Below are 13723 nucleotides of genomic sequence, written 5' to 3'. Positions count from 1 at the left end.
AGCGAGGCGCTAGGAGACCTAGCGCTCCGAATCTCCTCAGGGATCGGGGCGTTGTGCGTCGATCAGGCGGGAACGATGAGTCCTGCGCCCTGCTTGCTCGCCGTGGCGAAACGCTCGGCGGCGTCGGCCCAGTTGACGACGTTCCACCAGGCCTTGACGTAGTCCGGCTTCACGTTCTGGTAGTCGAGGTAGAAGGCGTGCTCCCACATGTCGAGCATGACGACCGGAATGATCGCGGCGGGGATGTTGCCGCTCTGGTCGGTCAGCTGCAGGATCACCAGCTTGCCACCGATGGTGTCGTAGCCCAGGATCGCCCAGCCGCTGCCCTGCAGGGTGGTGGCGGCTGCGGTGAAGTGGGCCTGGAACTTGTCGAAGCCACCGAACTGGTCGTCGATCGCGGCCGCGAGGTCACCCTCCGGCTTGTCACCACCGTTGGGAGACAGGTTCTTCCAGAAGATGGAGTGGTTGGTGTGGCCACCGAGGTGGAAGGCCAGCGTCGACGAGAGGCCGTAGACCTTGTCGGCGATGGTGCCGTCCTCGCGGGCTGCGGCCAGCTTCTCCAGGGTGGTGTTGGCACCCTTGACGTAGGTGGCGTGGTGCTTGTCGTGATGGAGCTCCATGATCCTGCCGGAGATGTGCGGCTCGAGTGCCGCGTAGTCGTACGGGAGATCCGGCAAGGTGTATTCAGCCACGATATTCCTCTCTGAGGTGCTTCTCGTACTCACTCTGCGCGCTCAACCGCGGCGGTCTATCGCCGGTCGCGCGAGTACTTCCACCCTTACCCACTGCCTGGGGGATTGCAAACACTGGGCGGTAATCCACCTCAAGTGCGGTTGAAGTTTCGGCGGTCGTCATCCGCCGTGCGATCGCAGGTCAGATCAGCATCAAGACGACGAGCAGAGCGATGAGTCCGAGGATGCTGACGCCGGTACCGATGCAGGACGAACGGACGTTGTAGTTGGCGCGCGGAGCGGTCGGACGCGAGCCGAGGGCTCGACCGAGGTCGGAACTCGCGTGCGCTGCCATGAACACCCTTCGTTGTCGGCGATGCCGCCGGGAGTGACAACGATCACACGTCCGGCGTGGGGGTCATGATAGGCAGACCGCCGGCGATCCATCAACCCGATCGGTCGGCCACCCGCGCGTAGGATCGATGCCATGTCATGGCTTGACCAGCTACTTTCCGCCCGTTCACACAAGCGGGAACTCATCTCGCCGGAGCAGGCGTTGCCCGGCCGCGACACCGCCATGCCCGTCGCCGACGAGCACCTCCTGCTGCGACATCCGTTGCGGGGCGCCCCGGCACCCGAGTCGCACGGCATCGGTGACTTCGGCGCCGACCTGTCGGCGGTGATCCTCGCCGGCGGATGCTACTGGGGAGTGGAGGAGATCTTCTGGCAGGTCCCCGGGGTCTACACAACGGCGGTGGGATACGCCGGCGGCCACACACCGAACCCGACCTACAACGAGGTCTGTACCGCGCGCACCGGGCACACCGAGGCGGTGCTGGTGGTGTTCGACCCGGCCGTCGTCGGCCTCGAGGAACTGTTGAAGATCTTCTGGGAGTCCCACGATCCGACCCAGGAGATGCGGCAGGGCAACGACGTCGGAACGCAATACCGGTCGGCGATCTACACGCTGTCGGAGGCTGATGCGGACCTCGCCCGTGCCAGTGCCGAGAAGTTCGGCAAGGTACTCGCCGACGCCGGCCTGGGGCCGATCGCCACCGAGATCGCGCCGCTGTCGCAGGCGGGGAACGGCCAGTTCTACTACGCCGAGGACCACCACCAGCAGTACCTCGCCAAGAACCCGCACGGTTATCGCTGCCACGCCGCGACCGGCCTGCACTATCCCGCCGGCTGAGCGGTGCCCCAACAGATCACTGCCGGTCAGTGGAACCGGACCGTGCTGCACCGCCAGCACCTGCTCGGGCGTGTCGATGAGGACGCGATCGAGGTCCTCGACCGATGCGTCGGCCTGCAGGCCCAGGATCCTGCGGCGCCCTTCTTCGGGTTATGGTCGCGGATAGCCGATTTCGAGCCAGCCGAGCTCGATGACCTGCTCCGCCGGCGTGAGGTCGTGCGCATGGCGGCGTTGCGTTCGACGGTGTTCCTCCTCGATGCGGAGGACGCGCGGTGGATTCGCCGGCTCGCGCAGCCGACGCTCGACAGCGGACTCGCGCTGCACGCGCGCAACCTCGTCGGCGTCCGGCCCGAGCAGGTCCTCGACGACGCGGCCGAGTTGTTGGCCGACGGGCCCATGCCCGGTGCGCGGCTCGGGGCCGCGATCGCGCAGCGGCATCCCGACGAGGACCCGTCCACACTGGTGGCCGTCGCGCGGTGCGGATTGAGCCTCGTCCAGGTGCCTCCCCGGGGACTGTGGCGCGGGGTCGGTGCGCCGACATACGCACTCTTCGACGACTGGGCCGGCCCCGGCGAACCTGCCGTGACCGGCGACGAGGCCCGCCGTGATCTCATCCGGCTCTACCTACGCGGCTTCGGACCGTCGACCGTGGCGGGCATCCAGAGCTGGTGTGGGATGACCAGGCTGAAAACGCTCGTCGAGAAGATGGAAGCCGATTGGGAACTCGTCGAACTGACCGGACCCGACGGTGAGCGGCTCTTCGACCTCGAGGGTCTCGACCTCGTCGACGCCGATCGGCCCGCTCCGGCACGCCTGCTCGCCCCGTATGACAATGTCCTTGTCGCGCAAGCAGACCGACGGCGGATCGCCGACGAGGACCGATTCGGCGCCCTGCGCACCCCGAACGGACGATCACCGGGTTTCGTGCTCCTCGACGGCCGGCTGGCGGGTTCCTGGCGCATCGTCGACGGCCGGGTCTCGGTGGACCTGATGGTCGACCCCACGACCGCCGAGCGGGACGATCTCGAAGCGGAAGTTCAACAGCTGCAACAGTTCATCGCCGAACCCGACCGATAGCGGACGACTCCGGCCTCAGTCGCCCGTGCGCGGATTGCGGCTCGTGATGCAGTACCGCCGTCCCACCGGGTCGCGCATGACCGTCCAGTTCTCGAATCGCTCGACCACCTCGGCGCCCCAGTCGGCGTGGCGCGCGACCTCGTCCTCGACAGCGGTCGCGGCCAGATCCAGGTGTCCGCTCGCCTTCTCTGTGGTGTCCTCGCGGCCCCTGCGCTGCAAGATGATTCCGATCGGCAGCGCCGGGTCACGAGCCAGGCGGATCAGTTCCGGCCGGCTGGTGGCCGTCGTCGGGCGACCGGTCAGCCGTTCCCAGAAGTCCGTCTCGGGTTCGAACGCGTAATACGGCACGTCGATGCAGACCTGGTCGATGATGCTGATCGTGTCGCCCGGCCAGCGGATCGGGCGGGACCGCTCGGACTCGCCCTGCCAGTCGACGAGGCAGAACACGAACCCGGCCGGCGACGCCATCGTCACGTAGCCGTCCGTCACGTAGCCGTCGCCCTGCTGTGCTCGAATGATGCTGGCGCCCAGCCGGATGGCCTCGTCGGTGGCTGCGCCGAGATCTTCGACGTGAAGGTCGAGATGAATCCCGCCGGGCCCGTGGTCGATCCGCTGCACCCGCAGATGTGGGTCGCCGTTGAACGGCTCGAGTGAGGCGAACTCGCGTCGCTCACCCCGTGGTGGCGACACCGTGCTGCCGGCGATCGCCCGCCAGAAGGTCACCTCGGCGCCGAACTGATCGGTCGGGAAATCCAAGAATGCCGTGAGCCATCGGATCCGCACGCGCAAAGTCTAGTGTCGTCGAACGCCGGTGGCGGCCCATTACACTCGGCCCCATGACCGGTGCAGGATGCAAATCGATCGCCAAACGTCTGGCGCGTTCCCGCGCGGACCGGGTGGCCGTCGTCCGGCTCGACGGCCCGATCGGCGTCACGGGCATGGGTCGGCACGGCATCAGCACCGACAGCCTCGAGCCGGTCCTCAAGCGCGCATTCGGCACGGAGCACGTCAAGGCCGTCGTCGTCGTGATCAACTCGCCGGGCGGGTCGCCGGCGCAGTCGGAGTACATCGCGGAACGCATCCGGCAGCTCTCGGCCGAGAAGGGGGTGCCGGTGCTCGCCTTCTGCGAGGACATCGCCGCCTCCGGCGGGTACTGGATCGCGTGCGCCGCGGACGAGATCTTCGCCGCCCACACGTCGATGATCGGCTCGATCGGGGTGGTGTCCTCGGGCTTCGGCCTGGCCGATCTGCTGTCGCGGTTCGGGGTGGAACGTCGGCTCTACGCGACCGGCGACAACAAGGCGCGCCTGGACACGTTCTCCCCGGAACGGCCGGAGGACGTCGAATGGCTCAAGGGCTTGCAGTCGCAACTGCACGATGCGTTCATCGGCTGGGTTCGCCAACGTCGTGGGAAGAAGCTCAACGCGCCGGATGCAGAACTGTTCAGCGGCGACCTCTGGGTGGGCGGTCGCGCGGTGGAGGTCGGACTGGTGGACGGTATCGGGGTCATGCGGTCGGTGATCGCCGAGCGGTACCCGGACGCCGAGATCACGGTGATCGAAGCGCCCAAGCCGTTGCTCGCCCGGATCTTCGGTGGGCAGTTGAGCGTAGCCGGCGTGATGGAGAGCGCCGTCTCGGGCGCACTCGGTGCGCTCGATCGACAGACCCTCACCGAGGTGCGATGAGCCCCCGACGGGATCGTCGGTGAGCAGATGTGCACAGTTCTCCCCAGGTTGTCCACAGGCGTTGTGATCATGTGCAACATTCTTCAGGTGTGACGTGGCTCTGCAGTTTGGTGAAGAACTTGTTACGCCGAGCAACCAATCTGGTGACGACCGTCACAGAGTGTGTGAGGGCGGTCACAGATCTGCCGAGGTCGTCGGCGGTTTCTCCACACTTTCCACAGTCTCATCCACAGCTTGAAGGACGCTGATGCACACTTCCGGGGTCCCGCGCAAAGCAGCATGTGGATAGCCGTATGTAGGTCGTCATAGTGGGGTGGATGGGGGCGACGCCGTGTCAATTCGACTGTGCCCATCCCAAGGTTGTGCACAGCGGGAGTCGCATGATGCGCACCTGGCCTCAGGCGCCTGTGCCACCATGGAATCCGTGAGCATGGGCGACATCCGACAGGTGCCGGTGACGGAGCTTCCGAACGATTTCACCGACGACGCCGACCGAGTCCTGCTCGACGTCCGAGAGGACGATGAGTGGGCGGCCGGACACGTCCGAGGTGCGCTGCACATCCCACTCGGCGACGTCCCCGCGCGGCTCGGCGAGATCGACCTCGATGCCGACCTGCTGGTGGTGTGTCACTCGAGTGGACGGTCGATGCGGGTGCTGCAGTACCTCGACCAGATGGGGTACGAGGGCAGCTGTGTCCGCGGCGGCATGCTCGCCTGGGTGGAGAACGGGAAGCCCGTCGAGACAGGGAGCACCGGGTCGAAATGATCGACCTCTGCCCGCGGTGCCGGATACAGGCGCCGCACCGCCCAGGTCGCGAGCGCTGCCCCCGCTGCGGTGGGCCGCTCCGCGTGGTCGACTCGGATCTGCTCGGCGCTCCGACGACGCCCCGCGACGTCGCGGACGTACCACGCCCCGCGCCCACCCCACGCCCGGCAGCGCCGGTGCCCGGACCCAGGCCATCGCCGGTCAGCGGTCCGCGCAGCGGCCGCCTCTATCGGAGCCGGCACGTCCGGTGGGTGGCGCGCCGCCCACCCGAGGCGATCCCCGCGCGTCGTCGCTCCGACCTGGCGTTGCGCCCCCGATACATCCCCCGCTACCTCTACATTCCGCAGTGGGGCCTGCGGGATGCGCCGGTGGTCACCGAGGCCGCCCTCAGCCGCCGGGACACCCTCACGGCCGCGTTGTCGCGCGCCCTGCACGTGCTCGCGGCGGCGCTCGGACTCGCCGCGGTGGCCCACCTGGGCCGGTACATCCTGCTGGTCGTGAACCGGTCGACGCCGGTGCCGGCGTGGACGGATCTGATCACCTCGGCGTTGGTGCTGTTCGGGGGCCTGCTGTCGGTCGGCTGTTTCGTCTACGCGACCGTCGTGTTCGCCCGCTGGGTCGTCGCGTTGCGGGCCGACGCGTATCGCCGCGACGAGCGGCGCGATCCTCGGCGTCGCTGGCAGATCCTGCTCATGGCGGGCGTCCCGTTGCTCAACGTGTGGGGGGCCGCGGTGCTGCTCCACGAGGCGGCGAACATGCGCACCGACCTCGACCGCGATCGCACCCGCAGGCGACTGTCGCGGATATGGGTCGGGTGGGTGCTGGTCAACGTGGTGGCGGTGGCGGCCGTCGTGACCCGGCTGGTCGCGATGTCGTCGGGGTCCATCCAGACCGGCGCCGACGCGCTCCTCGCCGTCGTCGTCTCCGCCGCGTGCTCCGGCGTGTTCGCGTGGTGGTTGCCCGACCGGCTCGACGCCACGTTCGGTGAACGCCGGGAGGATCCGGTGCCGTCTCGCCGATGGGTGGCGGTCGGATGACGGGCACCGAGCACATCTCCCGGTCAGGCAAGCCGGCCGTCGTCGCGCACCGCGGGGCATCCGAGGATCTGCCCGAACACACCCTGGCCGCCTACGAGCGTGCCCTCCTCGAGGGCGCCGACGGCCTGGAATGCGACGTCCGGCTGACCAGCGACCACGAACTCGTCTGCGTCCACGACCGGACCGTCGACCGCACCTCCGACGGTGTCGGCGCGGTGAGCGAGATGTCGCTGGCGCAGCTACGTGAACTCGACTTCGGCAGTTGGCATCCCGCGGGCACGCCGTCGTCGGTGCTGACCCTGCGTGAATTGATCACCCTCGCCCTCGACTGGCGTCGCCCGGTGCGGCTGTTCATCGAGACCAAGCATCCGGTCCGGTACGGCAGCCTCGTGGAGCAGAAGCTGCTCGGGATGCTCCACGAGTTCGGCGTCGCCACCCCGCCGTCGGCCGATCACAGTCGCGCGGTGGTGATCTCGTTCTCGTCGGCGGCCGTGTGGCGCATCCGGCGGCACGCGCCGATGCTGCCGACCATCCTGCTCGGCGACACGGCACGACTGCTCGGCGGCAGCGCCGCCACCGCGGTGGGAGCCACCGGGATCGGCCCCTCGGTGGAAACGCTGCGGATGTATCCGGATCTCGTCGACCGCGCGGCCGCCGCCGGCCGGGTCACCTACTGCTGGACGGTCGATGAACTGCCCGACGTGCAACTGTGTGCCGACCTCGGGGTGCGCTGGCTCTCCACGAACCGACCCGCCAAAGTCCGCGACTGGCTGGTCACGGTCGACTGATCGCCTCGGTCCCTGAGGAGCGAGGCGCCAGTGTCCAACCGCCCCCTGAGGAACGAGGCGCTACTGTCCAACCGCCCCCTGAGGAACGAGGCGCTAGCCGAGTGTCACGAAGGGCCACGTAGTCGCGGATGTTGCGGGAGCCCCTTCGTGACGCCCGCTCGTCCCTCACGGGCTCCTCAGGGATCGGGGGTGGACGCCCGCTCGTTTCAGGGACCAGGGGTGCTCTCGCCGACAGAACCCCGTGAGAAGGTGGTCTCATGGCGAAGAAGAGCAAACGAGGCAGCGGGCCACGACCGGGGAGCAACCGGGCCGAGCGGGTGGCGGCACGCAAGGAGCGTCAGCGGGCCGCCATGGCGCCGCCGCCGCGTCCGTTCGCGGGCCTCGCCGCCGAATGCGATCTGGTCGCCATGCGCGCCTTCCTCGCCTCCGCCACAGTCGATCTGGGCGTCGGCACCCTGAAGCAGGGCGCCGACCGCGGCGTCGTCCTGGCCAGCATCCTGCCGGGTGCCGTGCGTGCCCTCGTCCGCAGCACCGACGACGGCCCCCAGGGCATTGTCGCCCTGCAGACCGAGGTGGACCCCGACGACGTCGAGCGTGAGATCGCCGACGCGATCGTGTGGTCGACGCGGGCGGAGCCGGACGCCGACTATGTGCGCTCGGACGACCCGCCGGCGCTCGTCGACGTCATCGATCCGGACAGCACTCTCGACGTCGTCGTGCACGACGACTTCGCGTGGTGGTTCCCGCCCGGCGCCGACGTCCCGGCCGAATTCGCTGACATGCTCGAGCAGGCCAAGGATTCGATCATGCCCAGCGCCCGTCTGTCCGCGAAGAGCGGGATCGGCGCCCCGTGGTGGGTCGATGCCGGGGAACGGGCGCACCTGCGATGGGTGCGGCCCGAACCCGAGGACGAGGTGATGAACGCCTTGGCCCGCCTGCACGCGGCGGGCCGTCTCACCCTCGGTGAGGGTTCGCGGTTCGCCGGATCGTTCCGGACCCATGGCCTCCTGGTCCCGGTTTTCGACCTGGACAACGAACTGCACCACCAGGAGTGGCAGGCGGGGCTGGATCAGTTCGACGACTGGCTCTCCGAGGCCTTGGCCGTCGACGGGGATCTGACCACCGCGGAGGTGCGGTCACGTGACGGCATCCGCGGGCGGCAGGTCACGCTGCGTTAGATCAGAGATTGCCGCCGGCGGCCGCGGGCGGAGTCGCGGACTCCGGTGCGGCGCCGTTGATCTCGCGCTCGACGAAGTTCTCCAGGTCGAACAGGTTGCCCTGTGCGCGTTCGGCGATGGTCTGCAACGTGGTCATGGTGGCGACCTCCTCGACCTGTTCGGCGAGGAACCACTGCATGAACTGCTCGCCCATGTAGTCGCCGGAGTCACGCGCCGCGCGTGCGAGGTCGACGATCTGTTCGGTGACCGACTTCTCCTGCGCCAACGCCAACTCGATCGGTTCGCGATAGTCGGCGAAATCGTTGCGGGGCGCCGGGACTCCGGGGATCTCGACGTTGACGTCGCGGTCGAGGAAGTACTGCACGAGCATCATCGCGTGGTTGCGTTCCTCGACGGCCTGCGCATAGAAGTGCTTGGCCAGTTGGGGCATGTCGTGGCTGTCGTAGTAGATCGCGACCGCGATGTACTGCTGCGCGGCGGCGAACTCGTTGCCGATCTGATCGTGCAACAGTTTGTGGAACACGGACTCACCGGTACTCGATGTCATGACACCAGAATAAAGGCACGTCAAAAGCACTTTCGGGTCAGCGCAACCTAACTGAGTTGAGCCTCACCATATTTCGGCGATGGTTCGATTCAGCCGCCGACGACTCCGCCCTGTTCGGACAGCAGATCCTCGGGAACCGGCGCGCCCTTGCGGATGTAGGTGAAGAACTGTTCGGTGGTGTCGCTCACAGCGAGGGAGGAGCCGTCGGAGGTGTACTCGTTGCCTCCCGTGGGAATGGTGGTGGTGATCGGATCGCCGCGCAACGACCACGCCAGCCCGGCCAGGTTCCACAGATGGTCGCCCTCGTCGACGGTGACCGCATCCACCGCGGAGTTCACGAACGGCACGAGCGCGAAGGGATTCAACAACACCGAAGGGCTCGTCGCCTTCGCCATGAGCGCACTGAGGAACTTGCGCTGGTTCTCGATCCGCTCCAGGTCGGCGTTGGGGAACGCGCGCGTGCGCACCAGCCCGAGCGCCTGCTGCCCGTTCAGTTCCTGACAGCCGGCGGGAAGGTTGAGGCCGGCGAGGGGATCGTTGAGCGGTTGATCGAGGCAGATCTCCACGCCACCGACCGCATCGACGACCTGGTCGAACCCGCCGAATCCGATCTCGGCGTAGTGGTCGATGCGCACACCGCTGAGCTGTTCGAGTGTCTGCACGAGCAGCTGCGGCCCACCGAAGTTGAACGCCGCGTTGATCTTGTGCGATCCCTGGCCCGGGACCGGCACGTACAGGTCGCGCGGAACGCTGATGAGCATCGCATCGCCGCTCGGCGGCTTGTAGACCATCATGATGGTGTCGGTGCGTGACCCGTCGCTGTCGCCGGTGGACAGTTCGGCGCGCTCGGCGTCACTCAGGTCGGCCCGCGAATCCGTCCCGACGATCAGCCAATTCGTGCCCGGGGTGTCGACCGGCCGCCCGGCATATGCCGCGAGTGCGTCGGTGCGGTGGAGCTTGCCGTCGTAGTAGAAGACGAGGCCGACCGACGCGACCACCAGGAGCAGTAGCGCCACCAGCAGCAGCCGTCCGACGCGCATACGACGGCGACGTCGTCGTGGTTTGGGTGCCCCGACCGGTCGCCCCGACCTGCTTCCCGGCCGTCGAGGCGGCGCACCGCTACTCCCGCGTGAGGAGGAACCCGCGCGGTCGGGGACGGGGCGACGGGTGCGTTCGGCCGCCGGGATGGGCTCGGGTTTCTGTGTCGGCGCGTACCCCTGCCCGGCGCGGCCGGCGTCCGACGAATCAGACCATGCGAGGGGCGGACGATAACGGCCGTCGGCGGCCTGGCCTTCACGCAGATGCGCGGTCGGGCCAGGGGGCCGGGGGCCCTGCGGCCGAGCGTTCGGGCGCGGGGGAGGCGGTGGCGGCGCCGGACTGCGCTGGGGTGGACTGGGCGGGGATGGACTGTGCGGGGGTGGCACCCGGTGGGTGCGGCCGGGGTCGAGATTCGGGGGTGGCATCCGCCTAGGCGGTGTGCCGCGACGAGCAGGGTCGCCGCCACGCGGCGCCGGCCCCGGGGGGACGTCGCGCCTGCGCATCATCGGCGGCTCGGGCTCGTTCATCCCGTCCAATGTACGCATCACGGGGGTCATCCCCGCCTCGCTGCGTTCGCCGTCCACCGGCGGCCAAAATCACCCACCAACCATTGTGACAGTGAGTGTTGACACATAAGGACCGCGATCCTAGTGTCGGGGGTCACAGCCGATTCCATCGCAGGAGGTGCGCGATGACGATGACATCGCAGGTGAGACAGGGTGAGACGTCGGGACGGGAGGTCATCGCCCAGCGTCTGATCAACGGATCGGTGAAGCGCTCCTACGAGCCTGTCGTCGATCTCGACTGGGATCGCGGACCGGAAACCGACCGCTACTTCCTGCCGCCGCGCGTGGTGACCCTCACGGGCACCGAGCTGTGGGAACGCCTCTCCGAGGAGCAGCGGATCGAGGTGTCACGTCAGGAGCTCGCGAACATCCTCTCGGTGGGGATCTGGTTCGAGAACCTCCTCAACCGAACCCTGCTCGCCCGTCTCATGACCGCCGACCCCGCGTCCGCCAGCACCCATTACGCGCTCACCGAGATGGGCGACGAGTGCCGGCACATGGTGATGTTCGGCCGGGCCATCGAATGGTCCGGGGCACGCCCGTACAACATGAGGTTGTGGGAGCGCGCGGTGATGAAGGCGCTGCCGAACGCGTTGCGGGGCAGTCTGCTGTGGGTCGCCGCGCTGGTCGGTGAGGAGATCTTCGACGCGCTGCAGCGCGAGATGCTCGACGATCCACTGCTACAACCGCTGGTGGCGCGGCTGATGCAGGTTCATGTCGCCGAAGAGGCCCGTCACATCGGCTTCGCGCGCGACGGGATCATGCGGCGCAAGCCCACCCGTAGCCGATGGGAGACCTTCGTCGCGGCCAACGGTCACGCGATGGCCGGGGTCCTGTTCCAACGGCTCTTCACCAACCCGGCCATGTACCGGCGCGCCGGGCTCGACGGTCGCGCGGCAGCACGCGCGGCGAGATCCAACCCGCACTTCCGTGACGTCCAGGTCCGCGGCTTCGCCTCGCTCGCAGCCTTTTTCGAGGATGCTGGACTGATGAGTCGGCTGTCCCGATATGGGTGGCGTCGCGGCGGGTTCCTGCCGTGACCACCGCTGCGTCGGTGGCGGTCTGTGGGCGCGGACCGCTGGCAGAGCGACTGCGATCCCGAGTTCGGCGTTCCCCGTTGCCCATCGAGATCATCGACGACGGGCGTCGTGCGGGCCTGATCGTGCGTGCGGGTCCCGCACCCGCGGGTAGTTATCTGGGCCTGGTCACCGCCAGTCGGGAGGGGGAGGTGTTCCTCGATGACGCACGCGCCCTCGACTACGTCGTCGCCATGATCGAACACCTCGCGATGTCGGGCGCGGTGAGCGTCACCGTGCGCCGTCCCATCGAGAACGAATGGGCGATGATCGCGAACCCGCGCCGTCGCCGCGCGCGCCTGCGCCGATTCCGGCCGGACGACTACGACTGGCCGGGTGTGGAATCCATCGACGACGAGGTGTTCGACGGCGCCGCGGCGGTGTCGGCGGACGGCTGCGCCGACCTCGTGGTCCGGCTGCGTCTGGTCGGCCACCTCGATCCCCTGGACGGCCGCTATCACTGGGCCGGTACGGCTTTCGGCAACGAGATCCGACGATGGAAGGACGACCGGGTGCGCTCGGTGACGGTGTCCATCGACGGGCGTGAGCCGGTCGATGCGCGGCTGGCCGAGGTCACGCCTTCTGGGGCGGTGCGGATCGTCGGCGTCGGGGCCCCGCCCTATGTCCTCGATGACCTGATGGTGTGACCGCGTGTCGTTCGCCTGACCGAATCAGCCGAGTGCGTTCGTCGCACCGGGGCCGGCCTCCTTACGATCCCTGCATGAGCTACCCGCCGCAGTCCGGCCGACCCCCGACGGGGATGGCGCCACCGCCCGATCCCCGCGTCCTGCGCAAACAGGCCGGGTCCGCACGAACCTGGGCCGTGCTGCTGTGGATCGTCGTCGCGCTGTCGCTTCTGAGCGTGCTGGGCAACGCCACCCGATCGACCAGCGGTCCGATGGTGAGCGAGTCGGGTTCGGCGGCCGAGTCCGCAGGCCGCGTCATCGGCACACTCCTGATCCCGTTCGCCGCGGCCCTCGGCGCCGTCATGCTGCACCGACGTCGCGGGCGGCTGCTCCGCCTGGCGGGTCAAATCGAGGCGGCTCAGCAGGCCTACGGGTATGCGAACCCTGGGTACCCCGCTGCCGGGTACGGCACGCCGGGTTACCCACCGGGCCAACCGCCCCAGCCCTATCCGCCGCAGCAGTACCCACCGCAGCACTACCCGTCGCAGAACCATCCGCCGCAGCGCCCCGCGCAACAGCCGTACCCGCATCAGCAGTACCCGCCGTCGGCTGGGCCGTCCGCGTAGCCGGATCGGCTACGGCCTTACCCCACCCAGCTCAAATGCTCGTGGAGCAGGGCGTAACCGACGAACGCGACGATGTCCATCACCGCGTGGGCGACGACGAGCGGCCACAGCCGTGACGTGATCTGGAAGAAGCGGCCGAACACCAGACCCATCACCAGATTGCCCAGGCCTGCACCCAGCCCCTGATAGAGGTGGTAGCCGCCGCGCAACACCGAACTGGCGATCAGCGAGGTGTTCTCGGAAGTGCCGAGCTGTCGTAGCCGGGTGATGAAGTAGGCGACGACGATGATCTCCTCCGCGGCGGAGTTACCCACCGCGAGCAGGATCAGGATCGGCCAGCGCCACCACACGCCGTCGACCTCACTGGGCACCAGGTGGGCGTTGACGCCGAGCGCACGGGCGATCGCGACCAACGCGAGACCGGGCAGTCCGACGAGTGCCGCGAGGCCCAGGCCGGCCGGGATGTCGCGGCGCGGCCGCCAGCGCCCGAGACCGGCTCGCTCCAGGAGCCCGCTGCGCCACAGCAGGTAGGCGCCGAGGCCGCCGATGGCGAACAACCGGAGTGCGCTCATCAGCTGCCGGACGAAGTCGATCCAGCCGAGATCGGACCGGGCCGGGTTGAGCGCGACGGTGCTGTTGCCGATGCCGCCCGCCAGTTGTGCCTCGATCAGCGACAGCGCCGCGGAGAGTGCGGAGAACAGGAAGGTGAGGACGCCGACGATGACGAGTTCGACGATGATCGCGCGGCGTTCGGTGGGGTCGGTGACGACGGCGACGCCGGTTGGGCGCTGTGGGTGCAGCACCGATCGCAGCGTGGCACGCATGGTGGCCACCCTACGGTCGGGGCGAG

General features: G+C 68.4%; 16 protein-coding genes. 10 read left to right on the top strand and 6 right to left on the bottom strand.

Annotated elements, in window-relative coordinates:
* Nucleotides 1–62: 62 nt before the first annotated feature.
* Together VZC37_RS18280 and VZC37_RS18275 are read right to left on the bottom strand one after the other, a co-directional pair.
* Nucleotides 63–692, bottom strand: a complete 630-nt coding sequence (locus VZC37_RS18280; protein WP_330434337.1) for a superoxide dismutase — start codon at nucleotides 690–692, stop codon at nucleotides 63–65.
* A 181-nt stretch (nucleotides 693–873) separates the two neighbouring features.
* Nucleotides 874–1026 carry a hypothetical protein gene (locus VZC37_RS18275; RefSeq protein WP_330434336.1) on the bottom strand — a complete coding sequence of 51 codons (153 nt, stop codon included), beginning with the start codon at nucleotides 1024–1026 and terminating at the stop codon, nucleotides 874–876.
* Nucleotides 1027–1158: 132 nt separating this feature from the next.
* Here VZC37_RS18275 and msrA point away from each other — a divergent pair, with 132 nt between their 5' ends.
* Together msrA and VZC37_RS18265 are read left to right on the top strand one after the other, a co-directional pair.
* On the top strand, nucleotides 1159–1863 hold the full coding sequence (msrA, locus tag VZC37_RS18270) for a peptide-methionine (S)-S-oxide reductase MsrA (protein ID WP_330434334.1): 705 nt from the start codon (nucleotides 1159–1161) through the stop codon (nucleotides 1861–1863).
* A gap of 3 nt (nucleotides 1864–1866) precedes the next feature.
* Complete coding sequence (locus tag VZC37_RS18265) at nucleotides 1867–2940, top strand: winged helix DNA-binding domain-containing protein (protein ID WP_330434332.1); 1074 nt, start codon at nucleotides 1867–1869, stop codon at nucleotides 2938–2940.
* 15 nt (nucleotides 2941–2955) lie between these two features.
* On the opposite strand, the gene VZC37_RS18260 is transcribed toward VZC37_RS18265, so the two are convergent.
* Nucleotides 2956–3723 carry a VOC family protein gene (locus VZC37_RS18260; protein ID WP_330434329.1) on the bottom strand — a complete coding sequence of 256 codons (768 nt, stop codon included), beginning with the start codon at nucleotides 3721–3723 and terminating at the stop codon, nucleotides 2956–2958.
* A gap of 53 nt (nucleotides 3724–3776) precedes the next feature.
* On the opposite strand from VZC37_RS18260, the gene VZC37_RS18255 reads away from it, so the two are divergent.
* From VZC37_RS18255 to VZC37_RS18235, 5 genes are all read left to right on the top strand, one after another.
* On the top strand, nucleotides 3777–4625 hold the full coding sequence (locus VZC37_RS18255; protein WP_330434327.1) for a S49 family peptidase: 849 nt from the start codon (nucleotides 3777–3779) through the stop codon (nucleotides 4623–4625).
* Between the two features lie 430 nt (nucleotides 4626–5055).
* On the top strand, nucleotides 5056–5391 hold the full coding sequence (locus VZC37_RS18250; protein WP_330434461.1) for a rhodanese-like domain-containing protein: 336 nt from the start codon (nucleotides 5056–5058) through the stop codon (nucleotides 5389–5391).
* 83 nt (nucleotides 5392–5474) lie between these two features.
* Nucleotides 5475–6428 (top strand): DUF4328 domain-containing protein, encoded by a 954-nt coding sequence (locus VZC37_RS18245; protein WP_330434325.1) that lies wholly within the window; start codon nucleotides 5475–5477, stop codon nucleotides 6426–6428.
* Nucleotides 6425–7216, top strand: a complete 792-nt coding sequence (locus VZC37_RS18240; RefSeq protein ID WP_330434323.1) for a glycerophosphodiester phosphodiesterase — start codon at nucleotides 6425–6427, stop codon at nucleotides 7214–7216. The genes VZC37_RS18245 and VZC37_RS18240 overlap by 4 nt, the downstream gene beginning before the upstream one ends.
* Before the next feature lie 257 nt (nucleotides 7217–7473).
* Nucleotides 7474–8394 (top strand): DUF5926 family protein, encoded by a 921-nt coding sequence (locus VZC37_RS18235; protein WP_330434321.1) that lies wholly within the window; start codon nucleotides 7474–7476, stop codon nucleotides 8392–8394.
* 1 nt (nucleotide 8395) lies between these two features.
* Here the strand turns inward: VZC37_RS18235 and VZC37_RS18230 are convergent, their stop codons facing one another.
* Nucleotides 8396–8941 (bottom strand): ferritin, encoded by a 546-nt coding sequence (locus tag VZC37_RS18230; protein WP_330434320.1) that lies wholly within the window; start codon nucleotides 8939–8941, stop codon nucleotides 8396–8398.
* A gap of 89 nt (nucleotides 8942–9030) precedes the next feature.
* Nucleotides 9031–9981, bottom strand: coding sequence for an LCP family protein (locus VZC37_RS18225; RefSeq protein WP_330434317.1), 951 nt, complete (start codon nucleotides 9979–9981; stop codon nucleotides 9031–9033).
* A gap of 689 nt (nucleotides 9982–10670) precedes the next feature.
* Between VZC37_RS18225 and VZC37_RS18220 the strand changes: the two genes are divergently transcribed.
* The 3 genes from VZC37_RS18220 to VZC37_RS18210 all read left to right on the top strand — a co-directional run bounded on the left by VZC37_RS18220 (nucleotide 10671) and on the right by VZC37_RS18210 (nucleotide 12873).
* Nucleotides 10671–11585, top strand: coding sequence for an AurF N-oxygenase family protein (locus tag VZC37_RS18220; protein WP_330434315.1), 915 nt, complete (start codon nucleotides 10671–10673; stop codon nucleotides 11583–11585).
* A complete protein-coding gene (locus VZC37_RS18215; protein WP_330434313.1) occupies nucleotides 11582–12268 on the top strand; it encodes a DUF4873 domain-containing protein in 687 nt (228 codons plus the stop codon). Before VZC37_RS18220 ends, VZC37_RS18215 begins: the two co-directional genes overlap by 4 nt.
* A 74-nt stretch (nucleotides 12269–12342) precedes the next feature.
* A complete protein-coding gene (locus tag VZC37_RS18210; protein WP_330434312.1) occupies nucleotides 12343–12873 on the top strand; it encodes a hypothetical protein in 531 nt (176 codons plus the stop codon).
* Between the two features lie 17 nt (nucleotides 12874–12890).
* Here VZC37_RS18210 and VZC37_RS18205 read toward each other — a convergent pair whose 3' ends face one another.
* Nucleotides 12891–13697 carry a CPBP family intramembrane glutamic endopeptidase gene (locus VZC37_RS18205; RefSeq protein WP_330434310.1) on the bottom strand — a complete coding sequence of 269 codons (807 nt, stop codon included), beginning with the start codon at nucleotides 13695–13697 and terminating at the stop codon, nucleotides 12891–12893.
* Between the last annotated feature and the right edge of the window lie 26 nt (nucleotides 13698–13723).

Source organism: Gordonia sesuvii, assembly GCF_036350415.1.
GTDB classification, from domain to species: domain Bacteria; phylum Actinomycetota; class Actinomycetes; order Mycobacteriales; family Mycobacteriaceae; genus Gordonia; species Gordonia sesuvii.
This window is presented reverse-complemented; position numbering and strand designations above follow the sequence as displayed.